At 59.9% G+C, this 23,440-nt stretch carries 27 protein-coding genes; 1 reads left to right on the forward strand and 26 read right to left on the reverse strand.

Features of this window, described 5'->3' with window-relative positions; translation table 11 throughout:
• Positions 1-30 precede the first annotated feature (30 nt).
• From ROSMUC_RS16250 to ROSMUC_RS21220, 9 genes are all read right to left on the reverse strand, one after another.
• On the reverse strand, positions 31-489 hold the full coding sequence (locus tag ROSMUC_RS16250) for a c-type cytochrome (protein WP_008282869.1): 459 nt from the start codon (positions 487-489) through the stop codon (positions 31-33).
• On the reverse strand, positions 486-1,790 hold the full coding sequence (locus tag ROSMUC_RS16255; protein WP_008282870.1) for an ABC transporter transmembrane domain-containing protein: 1,305 nt from the start codon (positions 1,788-1,790) through the stop codon (positions 486-488). Before ROSMUC_RS16255 ends, ROSMUC_RS16250 begins: the two co-directional genes overlap by 4 nt.
• 8 nt (positions 1,791-1,798) lie before the next feature.
• On the reverse strand, positions 1,799-2,332 hold the full coding sequence (locus tag ROSMUC_RS16260) for a cupredoxin domain-containing protein (protein ID WP_008282871.1): 534 nt from the start codon (positions 2,330-2,332) through the stop codon (positions 1,799-1,801).
• 107 nt (positions 2,333-2,439) lie between these two features.
• On the reverse strand, positions 2,440-3,156 hold the full coding sequence (locus ROSMUC_RS16265; RefSeq protein WP_037275420.1) for a copper-binding protein: 717 nt from the start codon (positions 3,154-3,156) through the stop codon (positions 2,440-2,442).
• 46 nt (positions 3,157-3,202) lie between these two features.
• Complete coding sequence (locus ROSMUC_RS16270) at positions 3,203-4,561, reverse strand: multicopper oxidase family protein (protein ID WP_102106004.1); 1,359 nt, start codon at positions 4,559-4,561, stop codon at positions 3,203-3,205.
• An 11-nt stretch (positions 4,562-4,572) separates the two neighbouring features.
• Positions 4,573-6,036: a TolC family protein gene (locus ROSMUC_RS16275; RefSeq protein ID WP_008282874.1), complete on the reverse strand. Its 1,464-nt coding sequence runs from the start codon at positions 6,034-6,036 to the stop codon at positions 4,573-4,575.
• Positions 6,036-6,281, reverse strand: coding sequence for a hypothetical protein (locus ROSMUC_RS16280; RefSeq protein WP_232279254.1), 246 nt, complete (start codon positions 6,279-6,281; stop codon positions 6,036-6,038). Before ROSMUC_RS16280 ends, ROSMUC_RS16275 begins: the two co-directional genes overlap by 1 nt.
• Before the next feature lie 49 nt (positions 6,282-6,330).
• Complete coding sequence (locus ROSMUC_RS16285; RefSeq protein ID WP_008282876.1) at positions 6,331-6,753, reverse strand: hypothetical protein; 423 nt, start codon at positions 6,751-6,753, stop codon at positions 6,331-6,333.
• Between the two features lie 179 nt (positions 6,754-6,932).
• Positions 6,933-7,235: a hypothetical protein gene (locus ROSMUC_RS21220; RefSeq protein ID WP_037298739.1), complete on the reverse strand. Its 303-nt coding sequence runs from the start codon at positions 7,233-7,235 to the stop codon at positions 6,933-6,935.
• Positions 7,236-7,363: 128 nt separating this feature from the next.
• Between ROSMUC_RS21220 and ROSMUC_RS16295 the strand changes: the two genes are divergently transcribed.
• Positions 7,364-8,068, forward strand: a complete 705-nt coding sequence (locus ROSMUC_RS16295) for a hypothetical protein (protein WP_230802100.1) — start codon at positions 7,364-7,366, stop codon at positions 8,066-8,068.
• Between the two features lie 11 nt (positions 8,069-8,079).
• Here ROSMUC_RS16295 and ROSMUC_RS16300 read toward each other — a convergent pair whose 3' ends face one another.
• The 17 genes from ROSMUC_RS16300 to ROSMUC_RS16375 form a co-directional block, all read right to left on the reverse strand.
• Complete coding sequence (locus ROSMUC_RS16300) at positions 8,080-9,423, reverse strand: APC family permease (protein WP_008282879.1); 1,344 nt, start codon at positions 9,421-9,423, stop codon at positions 8,080-8,082.
• Positions 9,424-9,531: 108 nt separating this feature from the next.
• Positions 9,532-10,236 carry a ferric reductase-like transmembrane domain-containing protein gene (locus ROSMUC_RS16305; protein ID WP_009820153.1) on the reverse strand — a complete coding sequence of 235 codons (705 nt, stop codon included), beginning with the start codon at positions 10,234-10,236 and terminating at the stop codon, positions 9,532-9,534.
• An 85-nt stretch (positions 10,237-10,321) separates the two neighbouring features.
• Positions 10,322-10,975: a methyltransferase family protein gene (locus ROSMUC_RS16310; protein ID WP_037275426.1), complete on the reverse strand. Its 654-nt coding sequence runs from the start codon at positions 10,973-10,975 to the stop codon at positions 10,322-10,324.
• The gene (locus ROSMUC_RS21700; protein WP_075571759.1) at positions 10,975-11,244 is read right to left on the reverse strand and encodes a DUF2933 domain-containing protein; all 270 of its coding nucleotides are present in this window, start codon (positions 11,242-11,244) and stop codon (positions 10,975-10,977) included. Before ROSMUC_RS21700 ends, ROSMUC_RS16310 begins: the two co-directional genes overlap by 1 nt.
• A 15-nt stretch (positions 11,245-11,259) precedes the next feature.
• Positions 11,260-13,614: a copper-transporting P-type ATPase gene (locus ROSMUC_RS16320; protein WP_175545319.1), complete on the reverse strand. Its 2,355-nt coding sequence runs from the start codon at positions 13,612-13,614 to the stop codon at positions 11,260-11,262.
• Positions 13,611-14,558, reverse strand: a complete 948-nt coding sequence (locus tag ROSMUC_RS16325; protein ID WP_008282884.1) for a ribose-phosphate diphosphokinase — start codon at positions 14,556-14,558, stop codon at positions 13,611-13,613. Before ROSMUC_RS16325 ends, ROSMUC_RS16320 begins: the two co-directional genes overlap by 4 nt.
• The gene (locus tag ROSMUC_RS16330) at positions 14,555-16,063 is read right to left on the reverse strand and encodes a thymidine phosphorylase family protein (RefSeq protein WP_008282885.1); all 1,509 of its coding nucleotides are present in this window, start codon (positions 16,061-16,063) and stop codon (positions 14,555-14,557) included. Before ROSMUC_RS16330 ends, ROSMUC_RS16325 begins: the two co-directional genes overlap by 4 nt.
• Positions 16,060-16,302: an MBL fold metallo-hydrolase RNA specificity domain-containing protein gene (locus tag ROSMUC_RS21440; protein ID WP_245875210.1), complete on the reverse strand. Its 243-nt coding sequence runs from the start codon at positions 16,300-16,302 to the stop codon at positions 16,060-16,062. Before ROSMUC_RS21440 ends, ROSMUC_RS16330 begins: the two co-directional genes overlap by 4 nt.
• On the reverse strand, positions 16,226-17,443 hold the full coding sequence (locus ROSMUC_RS16335) for an MBL fold metallo-hydrolase (RefSeq protein WP_245875211.1): 1,218 nt from the start codon (positions 17,441-17,443) through the stop codon (positions 16,226-16,228). The genes ROSMUC_RS21440 and ROSMUC_RS16335 overlap by 77 nt, the downstream gene beginning before the upstream one ends.
• Positions 17,440-17,805 (reverse strand): DUF5676 family membrane protein, encoded by a 366-nt coding sequence (locus tag ROSMUC_RS16340; protein WP_008282887.1) that lies wholly within the window; start codon positions 17,803-17,805, stop codon positions 17,440-17,442. Before ROSMUC_RS16340 ends, ROSMUC_RS16335 begins: the two co-directional genes overlap by 4 nt.
• Before the next feature lie 466 nt (positions 17,806-18,271).
• The gene (locus tag ROSMUC_RS16345; protein ID WP_008282888.1) at positions 18,272-18,739 is read right to left on the reverse strand and encodes a phospholipase D-like domain-containing protein; all 468 of its coding nucleotides are present in this window, start codon (positions 18,737-18,739) and stop codon (positions 18,272-18,274) included.
• 158 nt (positions 18,740-18,897) lie between these two features.
• Entirely contained in the window at positions 18,898-19,593 is a 696-nt protein-coding gene (locus ROSMUC_RS16350) for a CBS domain-containing protein (protein WP_008282889.1), read from the reverse strand.
• Positions 19,594-19,632: 39 nt separating this feature from the next.
• Positions 19,633-20,235: a ubiquinol-cytochrome c reductase iron-sulfur subunit gene (gene petA / locus ROSMUC_RS16355; RefSeq protein ID WP_008282890.1), complete on the reverse strand. Its 603-nt coding sequence runs from the start codon at positions 20,233-20,235 to the stop codon at positions 19,633-19,635.
• On the reverse strand, positions 20,232-21,074 hold the full coding sequence (fabI, locus tag ROSMUC_RS16360) for an enoyl-ACP reductase FabI (RefSeq protein WP_008282891.1): 843 nt from the start codon (positions 21,072-21,074) through the stop codon (positions 20,232-20,234). The genes petA and fabI overlap by 4 nt, the downstream gene beginning before the upstream one ends.
• Positions 21,067-21,246: a hypothetical protein gene (locus ROSMUC_RS16365; protein WP_008282892.1), complete on the reverse strand. Its 180-nt coding sequence runs from the start codon at positions 21,244-21,246 to the stop codon at positions 21,067-21,069. Before ROSMUC_RS16365 ends, fabI begins: the two co-directional genes overlap by 8 nt.
• A complete protein-coding gene (locus ROSMUC_RS16370; RefSeq protein ID WP_237183599.1) occupies positions 21,230-23,020 on the reverse strand; it encodes a DUF3141 domain-containing protein in 1,791 nt (596 codons plus the stop codon). The genes ROSMUC_RS16365 and ROSMUC_RS16370 overlap by 17 nt, the downstream gene beginning before the upstream one ends.
• Entirely contained in the window at positions 23,013-23,348 is a 336-nt protein-coding gene (locus ROSMUC_RS16375) for a hypothetical protein (protein ID WP_008282894.1), read from the reverse strand. The genes ROSMUC_RS16370 and ROSMUC_RS16375 overlap by 8 nt, the downstream gene beginning before the upstream one ends.
• Between the last annotated feature and the right edge of the window lie 92 nt (positions 23,349-23,440).

Genomic DNA, 23,440 nt, shown 5'->3' on the forward strand with positions numbered 1-23,440 from the left:
AAATCCCACCCTTCTGTCCGTCGAAACGGCTCAATTGATCCCATTGGCACGCTGCAATGCTCGAATGTACGTCACGATAGCAAGGATCTCTGATCGCGTCACGCCTTCAACCGCTGGCATGTTTCCAAATTTCCAATGATGCGCCCGCACTCCATTTTGCGCCGCGAGGACAAACGCCATGTCGCTGTGATGGCTCGGCTCATAGATCTTGTGAACAAGCGGTGGAGCAACGCCATCCCGGCCTTGCCCGTTCAGGCCGTGGCACACGGCACAGACTGCATCATAAGCGCCTGCGCCGATTTGCTCTTGCTCTGTAAAACTTGCTGGTAGCGTGACAGTTACAAGCGCGCCTGCGGGAAGCGCGACGCCCTCATCCGTCTGCGTACCTGTTTGAGAGTAATCCGGCTGCATGATGTACCAGCCTGCAGAAGCAACGGCGATCAAAGCAAAGAATATTGCTGCCCATTTCATCCCATCAAACTCCTTCATGATGTTGCTATGGCCCCCTGCCCTACCAAAGACAAAGCTGGGTATCTCTGCTTGGATCGCTCGAATTGGCCAGCCTCTTGTGGCACAGTGTTGTCTGGCTGAGCATGCCCCAATGGCTGAATCGATTTGCTTAAAAAAGCCATGATTTCCTGATACCGGATCCGCGTGTCTTCCAGCGTCTGATAGTAATTGAAGAGCTCTTTCAGCGGTGCCGAGAAGTCCTTGTGTGCTGCCAGGACGGCCACCAGCGCGCCGAGTGTAATGCGACCTTCAATGACAAAATATCCACCCAAAGAGTAGAACAGGAATGGCGTCAGCGCGGTCAGAAAATTGTTGAGGGCCTTGATGAAGAACTTAAGACGGAAAATCTTCCTGCGCACGCGCTCAAGCTCTCTAAAACTTGTACTCACTGGCAGCAGCCCGGCCGGATTGACCTGTCGTTCGCGCAACTGATCGCTGAGCTGCCTGCCAAGTTGTCGGACTTCCCTGATCCTTGTGCGTGAAAGGGCGTTGACCCGGCGTTGTAGCTTGGGCAGCAGCACGAGCTGAATTGGCAGCACCGTCAGTGCGGCGGCACCCAACACAGGGTCCTGAACGAACATGAAAGACAGGATCGTCAGAAGCGTACCGCCTTGCAGGATTGGTAGCGCAAGGACATCTGCAGCAAAGCCACCTATGGGCTCAACTTCCTGTGCGAGAATAGGGATGATTTCGCTCTGGTTTCGGGAGTCTGCATCGCTGCGCCATTGCCGATAGACCAGCAGGCGGAAGCGCCGCAGAAACCGCTCCGCGACATACCCTTTGAAGACGTTAAGACCATATTTGTTTAGCCCGTTCAGGATGATCGCCAGAAGATAGAGACCACAAAGCAGCATGAGAAAAACGACCTGGTCGAGGTCGCGTCCCAAAACGGCAATGGGGAAGCGATCAGAGTCCAAAGCGTTGTTTACGATCTGCTTTGGCAATTCGAGCGTCAGATAGAGAATAGGCATCGCGATGAGGCTAACCATGATCATCAACGCTTGCTGCCTTCTTGAATAGCGCAAGACGGTGCTGAAAAGACTTCCTTCGAGCCCTCGTATGGGCTCTGCGTGGAACGCAGGCATGCTGCGGTCCTTCCAAAGCTTCAGAACGCCGCGAATTGCAAGATATAAGCCAACACTGATCAGCAGCGCAGGCGCCAAGACCAGTATGAGATGAATGAACGGGTGAACCCAGTCTGGCGTGGCATCGTTGTAGTCGTATCCGAACGCGGCAGATACGTTATGTACAAACACGTGATATCTATCCAAGAGTGACATGGAAAAGTCTAGCCCTTGGATTTCGGCGCAAGGTGATCGTGCACGATGATGACGCCCCACATGCCCGCTTCCCGGTGGCCGGGGATCAAGCATACGAACTCCAGGTTGGTCATATCGGAGAACTCCCAGATCAACTCGGCATTTTGTCCACTAGGGATAGAAACTGAATTGGCGTTGTCATGTTGCATATCGGGATGTTCGCGCATCCACTGCTGGTGTTCTGCAACCTCGTTAAAGGAGCCGAGAAAAAACTCGTGATCCAGTCCGCCCAGATTGCTGATCAAAAAGCGGATAACTGAACCGCTCTCGATGTGGAGTGCGTCCGGCTCGAAAAGCATGTAGCCGCTTTCTGTCTCCCTGATGGACAATTCAATCGTCGTGTCGATTGAGGAGCCATCACCGGGTTTCCCGATCGGATCATGGCCAGGCACTTCGAAGGCTCGGGCGTGAGGCTGCTGGCCCTTGCCACTGGAAGCGCCCACTGAAAAAGCCGGAAGGACGAGCGCAAGGGCGATGGTGCAGGTTCTCAGGAAATTCGTCATGCTCGGCTACCTCCGTAGCGCTTGATTTTTTGGGATCTTCTTGCTTGCTCGGGCCAAGCCTCAAAGCGATGGGGCCAAGGCGTTTGCCCTGGCCCCATGGATTTTCATCACTTGATCTGTGTGACAGTGAGTTTGCCCTTGACCCGGTCAGCGACGAATTCGATGTCCTGACCTTCCGACATGTTCGCGATCATCGTCTCGTCCGCGCGAAACACCATGGTCATGGCGGGCATGTCGAGCGTGACCAACGGCCCGTGGATGATTGTAACCTTGCCGGCCTTGGCGTCGATTTTCTTGATGGTGCCGCTCGTGTATTCCACGTCAGCCTGAGCCATCTGCTCACCTACTGCGACCTCACGGTGCATGCCGGATTCGTAGTGGCCGGCGATCAAGCATGCCGCTTCGAATGTGCCAGAATTTGCGAAAGTCCAGACAACCTCGCCCGAAGCGCCCGCATCGAGACGGATACGGTTCGGATCGTCATGTTCCATGTCCATCTTGGCCATTTCGATCTTATGCTCGGCATTACGCTCTACCGTGTCGAGGACGAATTCATGCTCCAGCTCACCCTTGTTGGTGATGTTGAAGCGGATGGTTTCGCCCTCCTTGATATCCATCGGCTCACTCTCGATCAGCATCTGGCCCTCATCGTTTTCGAGCAAAGTGACGTCGATTGTGCGGTCAACCTTGGCGGCGTCACCCGGCATGCCGACCATCATTGCGGCTGGCTTGGTCTCCCCATGTCCGCCGTCGTGTGTACCTGCAGCAAAGGCCGGTGCTGATAGCGCGATCGCGAAGCTTGTCGTCAAAAGAAGATTTTTCATTTTATTGTCCTGTAGGTTGGTTCGGTTGGAGATGACGAAGGGCCGCTCAGCCCTTCGAGGTTGGTTTCGGTGTGAGAATGGTCTTGGGGCTGTTGTTGGAGGCAAAGTCGGGTAATTCGCCAGTCCATTCGTAGGCCATCTCGCCCGGAGGGTTCTCGTACCAGCCGGGATCGGAGTAATCGTCCGCGTCGATGCCGTCCCGCACCTTCACGACCGAAAACATGCCGCCCATCTCGATGGGTCCGTACGGGCCCCAACCCGTCATCATCGGGATGGTATTGTCGGGTAGCGGCATTTCCATTTTTGCCATGTCCCCCATGCCGGACATGCCCATCGGCATGTATTCAGGCTGGAATTGACGGATCTTCTGGGTCAGCGGCTTCTTGTTCACCCCGATGAACGTCGGCACGTCATGGCCCATGGCGTTCATCGTATGGTGCGATTTGTGGCAATGGATCGCCCAATCTCCCAGATGATCGGCGACGAATTCGTAGGCGCGCATCGCACCTACGGGAATGTCGATGCTGACCTCCGGCCACTGTGCTTCAGGCGGCACCCAGCCGCCATCCGTGCAGGTGACCTTGAAGTCATAGCCGTGCATATGGATCGGGTGGTTCGTCATCGTAAGGTTCCCAACCCGTACTCGCACCCGGTCGCCCTTGTTCACGACCAGCGGATCGATGTCGGGGAAGATCCGGCTGTTCCAGGTCCAAAGGTTGAAATCCGTCATCGTCATGATGCGGGGTACATATGTCCCCGGATCGATGTCGAAAGCATTCAGCATAATCAGGAAATCGCGATCCACCGGCATGAAGGCCGGATCCCTGGGATGGACCACGAACATGCCCATCATCCCCATCGCCATCTGCGCCATTTCGTCGCCGTGGGGGTGGTACATGAACGTTCCGGACTTCACCAAGTCGAATTCGTAGACGAAGGTTTTGCCCGGCGGGATGCTTGGATGGCTCAACCCGGAGACCCCATCCATGCCTGAGGGAAGAATGAGTCCGTGCCAGTGCACCGTTGTGCCTTCCGGCAGCTTATTGGTGACGTAGATGCGCACCCGGTCGCCTTCGACAGCTTCGATCGTCGGGCCGGTGGATTGGCCGTTGTAGCCCCACAAATGCGCAATCATGCCGTCGGCAAGCTCGCGTTCTACCGGTTCGGCCACGAGGTGGAACTCTTTCACCCCGTTGTTCATCCGGTGCGGCAGGGTCCACCCGTTCAATGTGACCACAGGTGTGTAGTCCGGCCCGGAATTGGGACGCGCCGTGATCGCCGTTGCTGCGCTATCCATTTGGGCAGCTTCGGGCAGGCCCATGTTCAGGGTTTGACCCCAGGCTTTCGAAGAGACCAGCGTTGCACCTGCCGCGCCGGCTCCGAGTAATTGACGTCTATTTAGCATGTCAGTTCCTTTCAGTGTCCTGCGCCGCCACCGGCGGCAAGTGTCGCGCCTTCTCCACCAGCACCGCCACCGCCTTCGCCGCCGCCATAGATCGCAGCGGTCAGATCAGCCTGTGCCATGTAGAATTCGCGTTTTGCGTTTGCCGCTTCCAGTGATGCGCCCAGTTTCTCGCGCACGTCTGTCAGCAGCTCGAAAGTGTTGGTGATCATGCCGTTATAGGACAGCAGACCCTCTTCTTCGACGGTCGTGCGTAGCGGCACCAGAACGTCGCGATAGTGGCGGGCGATCTTATACGCGGCGTGATAGGAGGCTTCAGCACCACGCGCTTCGGACCGGACGTTGACGGCTCTTTCTGCCAGCACGTTGGCTGCTTGCAGGTACGACAATTCCGCCTTGCGCATCCGTGCCTTCCCGGTGTCGTAGATCGGGATTGCGAACTCCACCTCCACCTGAGGGGTGGTCACGGTCTCCGTTTCTCCGTCCTCAATTTCCCGCTCCGCTTCGAACCCGGCAATGAATTCGAGATCGCTGATAATGCGAGTCTGATCAGTCAGACCAAACGCTTTGGCCTGTGCTTCCAGGCCAAGTTTGGCAACGCGCAGATCAACCCGATTTCGCAATGCTTTCGCTTCGATGTCAGTCACACGGCCGACGGAACGCGGCAGCGCAGGAAGGGCATCGGGCACATAATAGTCGACTTCGGTGCCCCACAGCCCCATGAGCCTGGTCAGCTGCTCTTTGGACCGGGTAGCATTCAAGCGTGCCTGGGCAAGTTGTCCGGCGAGTTCGGCATTGAATGCCTGTTCACGGGCCTGCCCGGCTGTGTTAAGCGCGCCGGTCTCGCCCAGTCTCATCGCTAATTCCGATCCGGCGTCAGACGTCGCTTTCGCACGGCGCAGATAGCTCACGGCCTCGAAGGCGGCTACGGCATCGACCCATGCCTTCCGCGTCTGATTGGCCAGTGCGAGTGTGTCGTTCACGGCGCTCAGTTGAGCCTTCCGGAAGTTTGCGTCTGCAATGGCCGTACGCTGCTTGCGAGTGGTGGCATCGAGCACGTTCGACCGGATCAGTCCTTCGATCGCCCTGTAGGCACCCAGTTCGGGCGCACCGATGCCCAGTATACCGATTGCGACGATCGGGTTTTCCGGCGTCGATTGCTGCCAGGCCTCTGCGGCCGATAGGCCAACGTTCGCATAGGACGCCTGCAACCCCTTGTTGTTCAGAAGCGCGACCTGAACGGCGGTGTCCGCCGAAATGGTCTTGCGATGCACCATTGCGTGCACCTGCTTTTTCAGTGCCTCGTTTTCGGCCTGGGTTTCGGCGAAGGCTGTCCGTTTGCCAATGGCTGGTGTGACCTGGCTGGAAATATTGGCGAAGCCAGCTTTTGGTTCCGTGTAGATGCCTGGTACAGCTGTAGCACAGGCACCCAAGATTAGCGGAAAGCCGAAAACCAGCGGAAACTTCGATACCCGCATCAGTTGCCCTCCGTCTGTTCTTGATTGACGGAACGCCAGTCGCGGGGACCTGTAGGGCCGCGATAGGTGTAGCCCGCCAACGGGTCCTGATAGCTGATCGGCGATGAAACTGCCGTGTTGATGACGGCCTGTTGGGTCGCGACGGACGGCAACGGGGTGGGCTCATAGGCGCATGCGCCAAGCCCGAGGGCCGAAGCCCCCATAAGTAGATGAATTTTCATGAACGTGACCTGATTGATGAACATTGTCTCACGCAGAATTTGCGCAAGGCTCACACCCGACTTGGGTGCCGGTTCAGATCAGGAATCGAGGGGGCCGCAGAAACCCTGCTGTTTCTACCGAATACGTTTGACCGTCCAGAATGACATATTCACTTGTACCAACCGGCTCTGCTCTGATCTTGGTGTCTTCGATGAAGACGACAGAAATACAGATACCGTTGCAACACTCTTGGGATTGCTTCTCTTTGCCATCCTTGTCGGACGCTGCGATGTCGATGTCGCTTGTGACCTTAAGCTTCGTATGCGCGTGATGCGCATCGCTTCCAGTGTCATGGGTCTCGGCAGCACCAACGATACTAACAGACTTGGCTTGATGTCCGTCATGCATGCCGGACGCCGCGTGAGCGGCAGAAGGTGGTGAAAACACCAAGGCCAACGCAAACGCAATGCACGTAAACGCCTTGATCCAGCTTGATATGACAACTCGAAAGCTCATGTCCAAGACATCGGATACCGAAGCAATTCTGTCAATCCGTCCTGCGCGGGAAGGTTTGTCGCTTTTTTGTGAAACAGGCGGGATACGGCCACTGCAGCCAGAAAATGTTGCATATCAGAAACATATGAACAGCCAATACCTCGCTCCCGCTCGCCGGAGCGTTGCTGACGCGTCTTGTGCTACCGAACTTCAGCCAGTTTCTCGGCGCCATAGCCCGCGCCGCTGATCGCTGCGGCCAATGCAGTTTCATCCAGAGTGCTGTCGACGCCGACGATAGGTGCAGTCAGATCGCACGAAACTTTTGCATCTGGGTCGGCAGCCATGATGGGCTTTTGCATGGAAGCGGCACGATGGCCGCGATCTCCGCGCAGATTGCAATAGACCCTGAAAGGAGTCCGCCCACTCGGATAGGAATATTCCGTTCTGAAAATCACCGCCAGCGTAAGACATGCAGAAAAGCTACTTTCCAATGCTATCAACATTTCCGCAACTAGGTCCGGCAGTAACCTACCATTTGTTATGTCGCTCGGCCTGCAGTTGAGACATGGAACGCGGTTCAGGAGATTTCGAAACTTAAATTTCATTCGTCCCAAAGACCTGGAGCGAATGCTTGGTTCCCAAACGCAGGTTCAACATCCTCGATCTCAAGCCGTATATGTGCCAACGTTCTTACATGCAGAGGTTTTTCTCCGTCGACATGCCCGGTATTCAGTTTGTGAGCATTGTCTTGGCATTCAGCCTCGCAGCGTTACTGCCGGTCCTCTGCCTTTATATCTTGCTTTCGCCGGGCTTTGCAGCGGCTCTTGCCGCCGGCGGGCCATCGCTGGCCCGCTTTCTGAGGCAAGTTACGACCAACGGTCTGCCCGTAGTTTTTGCCGTAAACTATGTCAGTTTTTTTCTTTTCGCGGTGATACAGAAACCAAAGGTCGCCCGCCGAGATACGGCGTTTTTCGTGCTGGTGGATATCTTGCTCAGAGCCATTCTCTTTCCAAGCCTCCACGCATTGATCTACGTTTTGTCTGCCGACTGGTTCGAGTCATTCGGGGGCAGTCGTGCAACCGCGTTGTCGGTCGTTGCCCCAACCCTTGCGCGTTCGGCGTTTTTTGAGAACATCTCCGGAGTTTATCTTTATGCGACAATGATCAGCGCGCTGCCGCTATATGTTTCAGCTTTCGGGCAGTCGGAATTTCTTGGACCGACTGTTCGTCGCTTGCCAATAAAAGCGGGCTTGATGCTGCTCGCCTTGTTTGCGTTTGCCCTGTCGGTCGGATTGATCGCAATCGGTGCACAAGGCATCGCATACCTTCAGGGCTAGATGATGGCTGGCTATTCACCGTGGGAATGCGCGGCCTGAGGTGCCAACCATCGCGACAAGTAAACGCGCTCGAAAGCGAAGACAGCGATCATTCCGACAGCCGCATACAGAACGATCATTGGATCACTTTGAAGCTTCATTACGGTGAAAGCTGCCAATACAATTGCATCGAGAGAAAGCGCAGACAAAAGCACGATACTGGAGGCGCCAACTTCGGTTCGACGATAGCGGAACACGCCCCAATGTATGATCATGTCCATGACGAGGTAAAAGAAGGCACCAAGGGATGCGATCCGTCCCAAATCAAAGAGCACGGCCAGCGTCGAGGCGATAACGACTGTATAGACCAGCATATGCCGCTGGACAGCCCCGGACATGCCAAAATGGCTGTGCGGGATCATTTTCATCTCCGTCAGCATGGTCAGCATCCGCGACACTGCGAAAACGCTGGCCAGCACGCCGGATGCCGTGGCCACGGCCGCCAACACGACCGTCAAGTAAAAGCCGACCTGCCCGAGTGCGGGCTCAGCCGCCTGGGCCAGCGAATAGTCGCGCGCGGCGATGATTTCGTCGATTGTCAGGCTCGCGCCCACGCCAAAGGCCACAAGCAGGTAGACCACCACGCAGATCGCGATGGACAGCATGATAGTGCGGCCCACATTGCGGTGGGGATCGGTGATTTCGCCGCCGCTGTTGGTGATCGTGGTAAAGCCCTTGAAGGCAAGGATCGCCAGCGCAACAGACGCGATGAAGCCTGTCACTCCAAAGGTCTCGGCCGTTTCTGACGCGGCTGCGAACTGAAACCCGCTTGACCAGAGTGCTGCGATACCGAACAGCGCGATGCCCCCGATCTTGATCGCCGCCATGATTAGAGAGAATAGCCCGACGGAGCGGTTTCCTGCGATGTTGACCAAGAATGCGAACACGATCACGGCAACCGCCAGAACGGGCACAAGTGGCCCGCCCGTGATGTCGAAAGGCCGCAAGACATAAGTGGCGAATGTCCGTGCGACGAGGCTTTCCGCGATCACCATGCTGAGCGCCATCAAAAGCGCCGCTCCCGCCGCGACCGCCCCCGATCCATAGCATTTCTGAAGGATCATCGCGATGCCCCCTGCCGAGGGCCAGGCGTTCGACATCTTGATGTAGCTGTAAGCGCTGAAGCTGGTCACGATGGCACCAGCGATGAACGCGAGTGGAAATAGTGGTCCAGCCAGCTGGGCGATTTGTCCGGTCAGGGCAAAGATGCCCGCACCGATCATCACGCCCGTGCCCATGGCAACAGCTCCGCCAAGGCTGATCGAGCCTTCACGGTAGCCGTCGTTCCCATCGTGGTTTTTATTGTGTTTCTGCATTTCGATCTGCCTTGGTTGCTTTTTAGGTCGTTACGCCTCTGCGCATGCCCACCCGATAGGTTTCAGGCCGCCAGAAGTCCCGACCCTGGGCGTCTGATGAAATCGCGACTACTCCCGTTGCGAGGGTGCGCCGTAGATCCGCCGGGAAGTTTGCGAACGCCATGTGACTACAACGGCGGCCCCTTGCAGAGCGATAACTGACGCCACAAGGGCAACGAACGGCCATCGCGCCCAGTTCGGCTCAGGCATTTGGCGGTGAAAATCAAGAAAATGAAAGAACAAGAAATAGGCCGTGTGCAGCACTGCCAGCCACCACAGAACATAAGCGCCCTGCTGGATGTATTTCCACACGGACGTGCCAAGTACCCTTTGGCTGAAATTATTCGACGTACCGGCAAGCACAAAGCCGTAGAGCAGTGCCGCGATCCCAACCACATTGGCCAGCGCAAACCCGTGCTGAAGCATCACGTAGCGTTGCAGCTGGGGGTGATACTCAAAACCGAACAGCCGTGCAAAATCAAGCTCGACCCAGCCGATCAGTATGATGATGGTATGCACCGTCGCCGCCAGAACCGCATAAATACCGAGCTCGCGTCGGTACGGCATGAGCTTCCGTAAAAAGGGCGCAGACGACAAGCGTGCGAGCGGCCCAATCGCCATTGCAGCAACGATGAGCAGCAGTGAAAGATCCCCCAGCGCTCGGTTGTAGCGGTGCATCTCCGACCACTCGGCACGCGAAGCAAGCAGCAGGTATCCCGTCAGCACGGACGTTCCTATGATTAGTACGTGCCGCAGAAGGGCGGGTTTTTTCATCATGGTTTCAGATACCGTATGTTTGCAGTCTTCCAAAGATGTTTTAGGCAGGCAAATAACACATCAGATCGGCTTTCGCTTCCAATCAGCGTTCAACATTCTGCAGAGTGTTAACGTTTGGTATGAAAGCGGGAACCCGGCTGGCATACCTGTCCCAGCCAGCGCCGAACCGTTCTCGGCTGTCCTTTTCCTCGCCGCGGGCCAGCCGTGCGTACATCCAGACCAGTACCGGAAACATGGCCAGCGTCAGGAGGGTCGGCCATTGCACGAGAAAACCAAGCATGATCAGAACGAACCCCACATATTGAGGATGGCGAATGCGGGCATAGGGGCCTGTCGTCGCAAGCAACCCCTGACGCTGCGCATTCCACAGATGGTGCCATGCCACGGATATGAGCCAGAAGCCGCCGCCGATAAAGACGAAGCTCAGGAGGTGGAACGGCCCGAAATGCGGGTTCGATTGCCAGCCGAACATCATTTCGGGGAGATGTCCGCTGTCGTGGGCAAACCAGTCTACCTCCGGCCAGGTCGATTGCAGCCAGCCGGAAAGAAAGAAGATGGTCAACGGGAACCCGTACATCTCGGTGAAGAGAGCTACGACAAAAGCGCTGAACGCTCCAAAACTGCGCCAGTCGCGTTTTGTCTGCGGCTTGAAGAAACTGAAGGCGAAAATGATGAACACCGCCGAATTGATAAATACCAGCAGCCAGAGTCCATAGGAAGTACCTGCATCGGTCATTACTGGTCGTCTCCCTTACCGTGCCCGCCGTGGCCTCCATGACCGCCGTGCATGAAGAAGTGCATTCCAACGCAAAGCAGCAATGGCAGCCAGATCAGCAATCCGCTGCTCAGGATGTGCACCCGGTGCTCGTAACCCAGAAGAAGGCCGCCAACTGCCAGCGCAACGATCAGATAGATGCCGGCGCGTGATCGCCAGAATGAGGGCGGGTGGTGGGCATGCTCTGATTGACTTTGATTAACATGTGATGGATCAGGTTGATGGGTCACGTTGTGGCTTCCTTTCTAGATCTTTGCGCCGCGAAGGCGCAGCGAATTGAGCACCACCGATATCGACGAGGCGCTCATGGCGAAGGCGGCAAACATCGGGCTGATGAGGATGCCGAAGAACGGAAACAGCACCCCCGCCGCGACAGGCACGCCAGAGGCGTTGTAGATCAGTGCGAAGAACAGGTTCTGCCGGATATTACGCATGGTGGCCCGTGCGAGCCGCCGTGCGCGCACGATACCGTCGAGGTTGCCCTTGACCAGCGTGATGCCCGCGCTTTCGATGGCCACATCGGCCCCGGTGCCCATGGCGATGCCGACATCGGCCTGGGCCAGGGCCGGCGCGTCGTTGACGCCATCGCCGGCCATCGCCACCTTGCGGCCCTGCTGCTGCAATTCCTTGATGATCCGCGCCTTGTCCTCGGGCAGCACGTCGGCCCGGATCTCGTCAATGCCGAGACGTGCGCCGATCGCCTTGGCCGTGCGCTCGTTGTCACCGGTGGCCATGATGACGCGGAATCCCAGTGCATGCAGGTCCTTGATGGCGGCGGGCGTGGTCTCCTTCACCGGATCGGCGACAGCGACGAGACCCGCGATCTCGCCATCCAGCACCACGAACATCACCGTCTCGCCCTCGTCGCGACGGGCATTTGCCTTGGCGGTCAGGTCGCCGGCCTCAAGGCCAAGGTCCCGGATCATCGCCAGGTTGCCTAATGCGACCGCCTTGCCGCCCACGACGCCCTTCACGCCCTTTCCTGTGACCGCCTCGAAGTCGTCCGCGTCCGCCATATTCACATCGCGCTCTTCCGCGCCTCGCACGATGGCCTCGGCGAGGGGGTGTTCCGATCCGCGCTCCAGCGATGCGGCGAGACGCAGGACCTCGGCCTCGTCGTGACCGGGTTGCGGCAGGACGGCGACAAGCTGCGGCTTGCCCATCGTCAACGTGCCGGTCTTGTCGACGATCAGGGTATCGACCTTCTCGAACCGCTCCAGCGCCTCGGCGTTCTTGATCAGCACCCCGGCCTGGGCCCCCCGCCCCGTTGCCGTCATGATCGACATCGGCGTGGCGAGGCCGAGCGCACAGGGACAGGCGATGATCAACACGGCGACAGCCGAGATCAATGCGTAGGACAGCGCCGGGGATGGCCCCCAGACCGCCCACGCGATGAAGGACAGGACCGCGATACCGATCACGGCCGGAACGAAATATCCCGCCACCTTGTCGGCATACTTCTGGATCGGTGCGCGCGAGCGTTGCGCGTTCGACACCATCTCGACGATCTGCGCGAGCATCGTGTCGGACCCGACACGCGTCGCCTCCATCACCAGAGAACCGGTGCCATTGATCGTCGCGCCGGTCAGCGGGTCGCCCTCGGTCTTCTCCACCGGCACAGGTTCACCTGAGATCATGCTTTCATCGACCGAGGACCGGCCGTCCAGCACAACGCCATCGACCGGCACCTTGTCACCGGGACGCACGCGCAGCCGGTCCCCGACCTGTACGTCCTCCAGCGGTATCTCCTCTTCGGACCCGTCGTCTCGGATGACCCTCGCGGTCTTGGCCGCCATGTCGAGAAGCGCGCGGATCGCCTTGCCGGTGCCTTCACGGGCGCGCAATTCCATCACCTGGCCAAGCAGCACGAGCGTCACGATCACCGCCGCCGCCTCGAAATAGACGCCGACATGACCTTCGGCGTCGCGAAATCCGTCCGGGAATATGCCGGGTGCCAGAACGGCGACGACGCTGAAGAGCCAGGCCGCGATTACCCCCATACCGATGAGGGAGAACATGTTGAGATTCATCGTCCGGAACGAATTCCAGCCCCGAACCAGAAACGGCCAGCCGCACCAAAGAACCACCGGGGTCCCGAAAACCAACTCGATCCAGAGGGTTGCGCGCTCGCCGAAAATCTCGCGCACTCCCGGAAAGCCGAGATAGGGACCCATGGTGAGGATCAGAAGCGGAATGGTCAGTACCGTGCCAACCCAGAAACGCCGGGTGAAATCCACCAGTTCGGGGTTCGGGCCGTCGTCCATCGGGACCCCGGACTCAAGCTCCAACCCCATTCCGCAGATCGGGCAGGAGCCGTGCTCGACCTGGCGAACCTGCGGGTGCATCGGACAGGTGTAGACAGCGCCGTCATAGCCCTCCGGGACGGTATCATATCTGCCGTCCGCCGGGGCGGCACCAGCGTGATGGTCATGACCGTGGTGATCATGCCCGGCATGGTTGTCGAGCTCCGCCTCGGGCACAAGATGCATCCCGCATTTCGGGCAATCGCCCGGACCGTTCTGCCGTACCTCAGGGTGCATCGGGCAGACGTAAATGTTGGATTCGGTTTCATGTGCAGCATGGCTTACTTGGTCGTTCATTCGGTTGTCCTCTCGGCGGGATTCGGGTCCAGCCTAATTGTTCCAGCAACTGGAAGGTCAAGGGCTGTCACGACCGAAAGGATCGCTTCGGCCAATAGACCGGCAATTCCGATCGCATTCGTTGGATGGGGTATGGTGTCGGTGGTGATGATTCTTGCCGCACCAGCCGACAGAATGGCGTCCTGAGCGCCGTGCGCAAAGACCGCATGGATAGCCAGGCAGACAGGCGCGGCGGTTCCAGCCGCAAGCAATCTTTCGACGGCGCGTGCCATCGTGACGCCGGAAGATGCGATGTCGTCGAGGATCACTGGCGTACCTTCGTGCAGCGCCGCGCTTTCGGGCACACTGACATCGACACTGCGGTCACCGGATCTCACCTTGCGCAAGACCTCATAGGGCCGTCCGGCCAGCCGGGCCACCTCGGCGACCCATTGCTGGCTTTCGCTGTCAGGGCCCAGAAGAACGGCGTCTGGCAGGTTCGTGCTGATCCAGGTCGCAAGCAGCGGGGCGGATACGGCGCGTATGGCAGGCATCGGGAAGACATCCTGCAGCCGCGCGATGCGGTGCAGATGCGGATCGACACTCGCCAGCCAATCGAAGCTTTCCCCCAGGAATTGCGCAAAGAGCGGCGCGCTGACCGCCTGCCCGCGCTCGAAGCGGCGGTCCTGCCGCATGTAGCCAAGATAAGGCGCGATCAATCCGACGCGACGCGCGCCCATCTCGCGCGCCGTCGCCGCGGCGAAGCGCAAGGGCAGGGCAAGCCGGTCGGGATCGCGCAAAGTCGCCAGAAATGCCACATCGGCCCCGTCCAGATCGCCGGGCAGCGAAATCAGGCTTTCGCCATCTGGGAAGTGGTGCCAGTCGAGAGCGAGCAGGTCCGCCCCAAGCGCGGGTGCCAGGTCTTCGGCAAGCGGCCTCATCTCGGGAAACGCGACAAGGATCATGACACTGCCTCGGACAGCGTCAGCACCCCGGTCTGGGACTCCGCGTAAGCCAGGGCATAGGCCAGTTCGCCTGGTGTCTCGGCATGAAGCTCATAAAGCGGCTGGCCCTTGTCCACCCAATCCCCGATCCGCACCAGAAGGCGGATGCCGGCGCTCTTCTGACGCGGGGCCCCGGCCAGCTTGGCGATGCGTGCGATGCGTCGGTTGTCGATGGCGGTCAACTGGCCCGCATGAGGGGCGCGTATTTCGATCTGCTGCGCTGCGGTTCCGGGTTTGCGGAAACCGCCCTGTGCCGCGCAAATTGCCATGAACTTTGCCTCCGCTGCACCACTATCGAGAAGCGCCTGCGCGCGGTCCCGCCCCCGCCCAGCAACGGCGTGCGGTGCGAGGTCCAGAAGATGTCCGGCCAGATCCAGCGCCCGCGCACGCAGGTCGCCAGGTGCATCCGGCGCGCGCCGCAAAACCGCGAGCACGTCGTGCGCCTCCAGCGCCGGGCCCATGCCACGTCCCACCGGGGCCACGCCATCGCTGATATGTAGCGCCAGGTTCAGACCCAACGCCTTGCCCACCGAAGACAGCCGTATCCCGAGTGCCTCCGCCGCTCCGGCAGACCGCACCTTGGCCGTTGGTCCGACCGGCATGTCGATCAGAACATGGGTGGCACCGGCGGCCGCCTTTTTCGACAGTACGCTCGCTACGAGTTGACCGGTGGAGTCGAAATCGAGGGGGCGTTCGACACGGATAAAATGATCGTCGGCAGGACTGAGGGCGAGCCCGCCACCCCAGACGAGGCAACCGCCCTCGGCTTCGACCACCCGGCGCAGCGCGGCGGCGTCAAGCGCGACGGGCGCCATCACCTCCATGGTGTCGGCGGTTCCGGCAGGCGATGTGATCGCACGGCTCGACGTCTTGGGGATCAGATGCCCCGCCGCCGCGACGATCGCGACGACGATGGGTGTCGTCCGGTTGCCCGGCAATCCGCCGACGCAATGCTTATCGAGGACAGTGTGCTGCCCCCAGTCGAGCGTCTGCCCTGCTTCCTTCATGGCGCGGGTCAGCGCCACGGTTTCGGCCTCGTTCAGCCTGTCGCCGGCGCAGGCGGTCACGAAGGCGGCAAGGTCGAGATCCGATAACCGGCTGTCGAGCGTGTCGCGCACGATCGTCGCGAACCCGGCCCGGTCCAGCCGCTCGCCATAGGCTTTCGCCCGGATCATAGACGCCGAAGCGGGCGGTTCAGGGTGCGAGAAAGCGGCTTCGTCTCCAATCTCAGCGCCAAGCGCGGCCCAGGCGGAAACGGACAATGCCGCCTGGTCCACGGCAAGCCATGCTCCGCGGCGGACGACATTCAGGGTCGCGATGATCCAGCGGTCCTTCAGGTCGATTCGTATGCGTGTCTGGGCAGCAAACCCCTCGGAACGGCAGACGTGACAGTCTTCATGCATGTAGACGACCGGCTGCCGGTAGGTGTCGATGCGGGAAGAGACCAGGGCAAGCGTTTCGGTCATCGCGGCCTGTCCAGGTAGACGGATTCGAGATGTTCGGGCACGCGCACGGATCGCCCTAGCTCGTGTTCGACGCGGAATCGCAGGGTGTCGGCGGTGACAGGTTCCCCATGGGTGAGATAGGTCATCTCGGGGGCGGGACCGGCGGACATCCAGCGCAGGATCTCATCGGCATCGGCATGTCCGGAAAAGGACTGGAGCTGAACCACTTCGGCCTCGATCGGGAACTCCCGTCCGAACATGCGCAATGTCCGCGCGCCCCCCGGCCAGCGCCGCGCCACGCGTGCCGCCGGCCTGGAAACCGGAGAGCAAGATCGCGTTCCGCCGATCGCCGCCGAAGCTGGCCAGATGGTGCAGGATACGCCCGCCGGTCAGCATTCCGCTGGCGGAGACGATGATCATCGGGCCCTGGCGCGTGTTCAGCTCCTTGGATTGCTCGACCGTGTTTACCCTCTTGGCGATCTCGAACATCGCAATGCAGTCTTCGCGGCTGACGTGGTGCTCGGCGTGATGACGGTGATAGATCTCGGTCGCATTCACCGCCATCGGGCTGTTGAGGAACACCGGGACATAGGGAATATCGCCGCGCTCCATCAATCGCGCAATGTGCAGCATCAGCCCCTGCGCCCGTCCGACGGCAAAGGACGGGATCAGCACCGTGCCGCCGCGGGCAAAGGTGCGTTTGAGGATCGGGGCCAGTTCGGCTTCTGGGTCCACGTCGGGATGGGACCGGTTGCCATAGGTGGACTCGCAGACCAGAACATCTGCTCCGCCGAATGGCTGGGGCGGTCGCATCAGCGGATCGGGATCATGGCCCAGATCGCCGCTGAAATGGACAACCCTGCCGCCGACCTCAAGCCGGATCTGCGCCGCCCCGAGCAGATGCCCCGCCGGAATGAAACGGGCCGCGATGCCGTCGCCTAAATCTATTCGCCGGTCGAACGGTTGAAGATCAAAGCGGTCCAGCGCGGCCTTTGCATCCTTGAGCGTATAGAGCGGTTTTGGCTTCTTGTGTTTGGAATATCCCCTCCGCGCGGCAAAGCGCGCCTCTTCTTCCTGGATATGGCCGCTGTCGGGCAGAATAAGCCCGCACAGATCTGCCGTTGCTTCTGTGCAAAGAACCCGCCCGCGAAACCCCGCCCGGATCAGTGTCGGCAGATATCCCGAATGGTCCAGATGAGCATGGGTGAGCAGCACAGTGTCGATGGTGTTGACACGCACAGGGAAAGGTTTGCGATTGCGCGCCCGCAACTGCTTGAAGCCCTGGAACAGCCCGCAATCGACCAGAATGCGCCGCCCCAGGGCCTCGACCAGATAGCGCGATCCCGTCACCGTCCCGGCGGCGCCAAGAAAGCGCAGTTTCGGACGTGCGGTCGGGATCATGTCGCTGTTCCCCTTGCCGCGATGGCGTTGTAAAGGCCGCCGAAGATCAGCGCGGCGTACCAACCGTAGAGAAAGCTCTCGACCAGCCCGATGATGAAGCCCACCGGGGTCAGCCAGACGAAACCGGGCAGCAGACCGGACCAGGTTTCATACATTGCATAGGCGGGAAAGATCAGATCGAATGCGATGCACACAAGGTAGGTCAGCGCCAGGAACAGGCTCAGCGCCCAACCAAGCGGCACAACCGGCAGACGCACGCGCCCTGCCCCGGCAGGCCCGCCCATGACGCAGGCCCCGCACGTCATGCGCAGGGCCAGGAAAAGGATCACCGCGACTGCGGTGAAATAGAAAATGGGCATCATGGCTTTCTCCCTTCTTGTCGTGGATTCGGACGGAGCGCGAACACATCCGCTGGACGGCGCCGGTTCAGGATGGGCGCACCAAGCGCCAGACGCCCATCCTGCGGTGGCTTTGCCTCGGCCCTAGCCGCAGCAGCAGCCGGATTTGGCCGGTTTTGCCTTTGCGGGTTCCGCGACCTGCGGTTCGACATTTGCTTTCGGCTGCGCATCGGTCTTGCCACCGCAACATCCGCCCTGTTTTTGCTGTGCTGTGTCTTGCGTCTGAGAAGTTGATCGGTCGTCCATCTGGACCTCCTTTTGTTTGGTTTCGTTCTATAGACGCGCCCCGACCGGAAGCATTACAGAAGTTGGCAACCTGTCGGTCTTCGTTAGTACAGGAGCAAGTGTATCGCTCTGCCGTAGGAAGGCGTCGATATTGCAGACAGAGTTACTGCATCCCGGCAGGCTGTCGGCTGACCGGTGCTATAGGTTACAGCAGCCGCCGCGCGGCCCATCCGATCACCTCGAAACCTCGCGCGCGCCAGCTGCGGGAATGCCAAGCCCGAAGAGGGACTTCGCGGGCATCCGAAAGATCTTGCAGATATTGCGCCTGCAACTGCCCTGCCAGGACGCGGTCATGTGCGACCAGAACCAGCTCCTGATTGACGAACAGGCTTCGGTAGTCGAGGTTAGCTGACCCGATGATCGACCAGCCTGTATCGACGACCGACGTCTTGGCATGCAATGGACGGGGCAGATACTCGTAGACCCTCACGCCCGCCGAGAGAAGCTGCGCATATGCCGCCCGCGTCGCCCAGCCAGCGACCATAGGATCGCTCGTGCGAGGCACCAGCAGACGGACGTCCACGCGGCGACGCGCGGCATCCTGAAGCGCCCGGTCGACCACGGTGCCCGGACCGAAATAGGGCGACGTCAGATAAACGCAGGTCTGTGCCATCCCGATCAGTCCCGCGTGCAGACAGGCAAGCCTCTTTTGACACTTGCGCGAATAGCTCGGTACCAGCAGTCCTTCGATTGCGTCGGCCTCTTCGGGAATGGCGTTTGATGGAAGCGGGCGGGCGTCCTGCCAGGCCGGGTTTATCTGCGCAATGTGAGTCAGATCCCGTAAGCCCAGGCCGGCAGTCGTCCCATATGGACCTCAACCATCCTGACACCGGGCACGTTTTCGACGGCAACCCGGATCGCATTCTCCTCGAAATCGCTGTCGGCGACACCCCAGACGGCGACATTCCCCTTGTCCACCGTGTAGTTGATGAGGTTGACCGCTGCACCGGGCACTTCTTTCAGAGCCTCTTCAATCTTCGCACGCAGCACGCGGTCGTCCTCCGACGGCTCCGGCAGCGCCCCATCCTGAAGCGCCGACAAGGCGTGGAGCAGGTTCGCACGGCTGACGATGCCGACCACTTTGTCGGATCTCACCACCGGCACGCGCTTGATCCGGTGCTTTTCCAGAAGACGCGCGATTTCCGCGACATTCGTATCCTCTTCTACCGAAACCACATCCCTTGTCATCACGTCTTCGACCCGGTGGCTTTTGAGCTTCACGAAATCCTGTGCGGATTCGCTTGCCCCGCCAAGCACCTCGAGCCACCATGACCGGCGTGGTCCGTCTGTTTCGCGGACACGCCGCATGAGGTCGCCTTCGCTGACAAGTCCCTTGAGGTCGCCCTCGGCGTCAACGACGGGCAGCGCGCTGATATTGTGGTCGAGCATCAAGCGTACCGCGTCCTCGATTTGTCCCTCCAGCGGGACCGAGATCACCGATGTTGTCATGATATCCTTGGCGAGCATGTCATAGTCTCCTTCTTGAGTTTTGGCTTGTTCAGCACGTCAGGTGCCGATAACGAGTTGCAGGTCGTCGCCCAAATCGTAAGGTGGGATGTCGAGGTTGCGTGGGGCCGGCCCCTTCCGGATCCGGCCCGAGGTGTCGTAATGCGATCCGTGGCACGGGCAGAACCAACCGCCGAATTCGCCGACCGCCGACCCATCCTGGCCCAAGGGGATACAGCCGAGATGGGTACAGACACCGATAACGACCAGCCATTCGCCATCCTCGCCCGCCGCGCGGTTCTCATCCAGCGCTGGCTCCTCGCCACTTGTGTTCGGATTCTCGCCCGCTTCGTCAACAGGATCGGGAAGCTGGTCGAGATCGACGGCCCGTGCAGCCTGGATCGCTGCCTCAGACCTGCGCCAGACAAAGACCGGGTGGCCCTGCCACTTCACGGTAATACGTTGGCCCGGTTCGACGCCGGAAAGATCAACCTTGACCGTGCCGGACGCGGTCACGTCGGCCGAGGGGTTCATCGAATTGATCAACGGCCAGACCGCCGCGCCTGCGGCAATCGCGCCGGTTGAGGCCGTTGCATAATAAAGGAAATCGCGGCGCTCTGTTGCGGGCAATTGATTGGTTTCGTCAATGGTCTGGCGCATCATGATTCCTCCGATTTGACGTTCATTTTGGCTGCGGCGACAGGGCTTTCGACGTGAACACCCGCATCGACATGCAGCACCTCGCCCGTGATGCCGCCGGTATAGTCGCTGGCGAACAGCAGGGCGGCGCGGCCCACCTCGTCGGCCGTGACGTTGCGCCGCAATGGGGCAACTCGCGCGGTCGCGTCCAGAAGACCCGCAAAGCCGGTCAACCCGGACGCCGCGCGGGTCATCACGGGTCCCGCCGAAATGGCGTTGACGCGGATGTTCGACGGCCCGAGTTCGTGAGCCAGATAGCGCACGGTGGCCTCAAGCGCCGCCTTGACCGGCCCCATCACGTTGTAATTCTCCACCACACGTTCGCCACCCAGATAGCTCAGAGTGATCAGGCTGCCGCCGCTTTTCATCAGGGGCTCGGCAAGATGCGCCATGCGGATCAGCGAATGGACGGACACATGCATCGCTTGGGAAAACCCTGCAGCCGAACAGTCAGTCAGGCGGCCATGAAGGTCGCCGGGCGGCACGCTGCCCACGGCATGAAGGATGAAATCCAATTTTCCCCAGCGGTCCGTGATGGCGTCGAAGACAGCGTCGAGTTCGTGCGGCGCATTCACGTCACAGGGCAGCAGGATCGGCGCTTCGAGACGTGCAGCTAATGGCACCACATGAGGTTTGGTGCGCTCATCGACATAGGTGATGGCGAGCTCGGCACCCGCTTGACGGAAATGCAGGGCAGCAGGCCACGCCAGACTGCGATCATTGGCGATGCCGACAACCAGACCCTTCCGGCCGGACAGATCAAGCAGTTCCGCAGGATCGCAGCATGCGTCGAATTCAGGCATCCTCCGACACTGCCTCGGTATCGGCGGAAGCTTCGGACTTCTTGTCGTGCGCACCATGACGCTTGGCCGACTTGCCATGTTTGTGTCCGCCATGTCCGTGCCCGAAAAGGTGCATTGCGGCCATTCCGCCGAAGACGAGAACCAAAACCCAGTTTTCAAAAAGCCATTCCATAATTGTTCATTCCTTTTTTTGATGAGGCCGACGGTTTTTCCGCCTGTGTGGTTGCTGCGGCGAACGGGAAATTGCCGAACATCGCGCCAAAGACATGGGTGATCCAGGCATCGCGTCCCTTGCGCCATGCGCCTATACCCTCGCCGGTGCGCGCCGACAGCGCACGCTCGGCCACGATCGCGGGGTGGTCGTCCGGCAATGGTGAGCGCGTCTCGCGCAGCGTTTCGGCGGTGGACTTGATCAGGGCCATCCACGGGTTCACCTGTTCGGAGAACATCGTTCTGGTCCAGCGCATGGGGTGCAGCGCACGGAGCGCCTCAGCGCTGGCCGGGGTCGTCGCGGCGCGGATCCAAGGACTGACGAAAATCGAATAGACCGCCTCGTTGATCCGCGATATCTGCGCCACTTGTTTCAAGGCCGCATCGTCCGATGCAATGCCCAGATCATCGACCTCGCGCGGTTCGAATCGCACCTCAAAATCGCCGGTCTCGCAGTCCGGGTCACCCGACGGGTTGTCGATCACCATCTCGTAGAGACCCGGGGAAAGGGCCTCGACATCGTCCAGGCTTTCCAGAATCGCACGATGCTGGAGCCGCGCGACGGAGCCGGAGACGAAGATGCCCAGATGCCCGACACGCGGATGCGTCATATAGACGATGCGCTGCCCGGCTGCCTTGAGCGCATCGGTATCGGGATAAAGCTTGCCAATCCACCCCATTGCCTGTTCGGGCGGCGTGATGTTGTCACCGTCCGAGGCGAAGATGATCAGCGGATTGCTGATGCGCTTAAGATCGACGGTGCAATGCGCATCCAGCTGCATCTCGCCCTGTTCCAGCCGGTTGCCGATGAACAGGTTCTGCGTGATGCCGAGGATTTCCTCGCGGCTGAGCGTGTAGTAGCCATTCCACCAGCGTTCGAATTCGACGAACCGCTCACGCTCTGTGTCGGCATGGGCAAAGAGGGTCGCGTACTTATCCCAGATCGCCTTTTCCGGTTGCAGGGTCTCAAAATTCTGCGCCAGCCAGGCGCCATCGAACCGGCCATCGCCCAGATCGGATATCATATGCGCGGCCCAGGCCCCTCCCGAGAGCGCGCCCATCATCCGCATCGGGCTGCTTGCCGCCTCGCCCGACCAATAGCTGAGCGGTGAGCCATTCAGCACAATCGGACCGGTCAGGCCGTCGCAATCCGCCGCCAGCAGCGTGGCCGCCCAACCGGCCTGGCAATTGCCGTAGAGCACGGGGGCTGTGTCCGGGTGACGGCGCGCGACCTCCAATACAAAATCGCGCAGTGCATAATGCACGTCCGACAGCGTCTGACCCGGCATGGGCTCGGGATAGAAGATCACGAAATAGACCGGGTGGCCTTCGTGCATCGCCATGCCGACCTCGCTGTCGCGCTTGAAGCCGCCGATACCGGGCCCGTGCCCGGCGCGCGGATCGATCACGATCACCGGCGGCTTGGCCTCGTCCACGCAATCGTCCCAGCAATCGTCGCCGACCCGCGTGATCCTGAGCAGCGCGTAGTTGGCCGACCGCTCAAAGGTGCGTGCGTCCAGCAGCAGTTCGTAATCGAAATCCAGAAGCGGCGGCATGCCCTGCCGCTCATGCGCGATCATATTGTCGGCGCGTTCACGCAGCGTGTCGAGAAGCAGCACCCAGCGTTCAAAGGCGTCTTGGACGTAAGGCACGTTACTAGCGGTCGTTGCGTTACCGGAAACGGGTGCAAGAAATTGTTCCGGGGTCACTGTCGCAAGGCGCAGGCTCTTATTCATCATCAGCTTCCTCTTGATTGGTAGTGTCTATGGAGGGTCGTCCAGCGAGCATCACACGCACGAAATCCTTCGCCACATCCTCGCGCAGACCGGTCAGCAGATAGGACGCATCGCCGGGCTCGATGCCCAACGCGCGCGCCGCGAGTGACGGGGGCTGGTTCATCATTTCGACCCGGTTGAACAACGCCCGCGCCATCGGGGCGTCGGCATGCCCGCAGGTCTCGGCACAGGCACAGGTCATTTGCGAGAACAAGATCCGAAGATCATCGTCGTCGGATGATGAGTGACGGGTTCCCCCTGATTTCCGATCCATCGTCTTGCGTGGCATGGCTAGGCGACTCCTGTGGTTGAGCCTTCGGGCTTGGTCACAGAAGAAGACGCCGGAAGAAGGAAATCGTTACAGACCCGCCGACAGGGCGA

The organism is Roseovarius mucosus DSM 17069, from assembly GCF_000768555.3.
Taxonomy (GTDB): Bacteria; Pseudomonadota; Alphaproteobacteria; order Rhodobacterales; family Rhodobacteraceae; genus Roseovarius; species Roseovarius mucosus.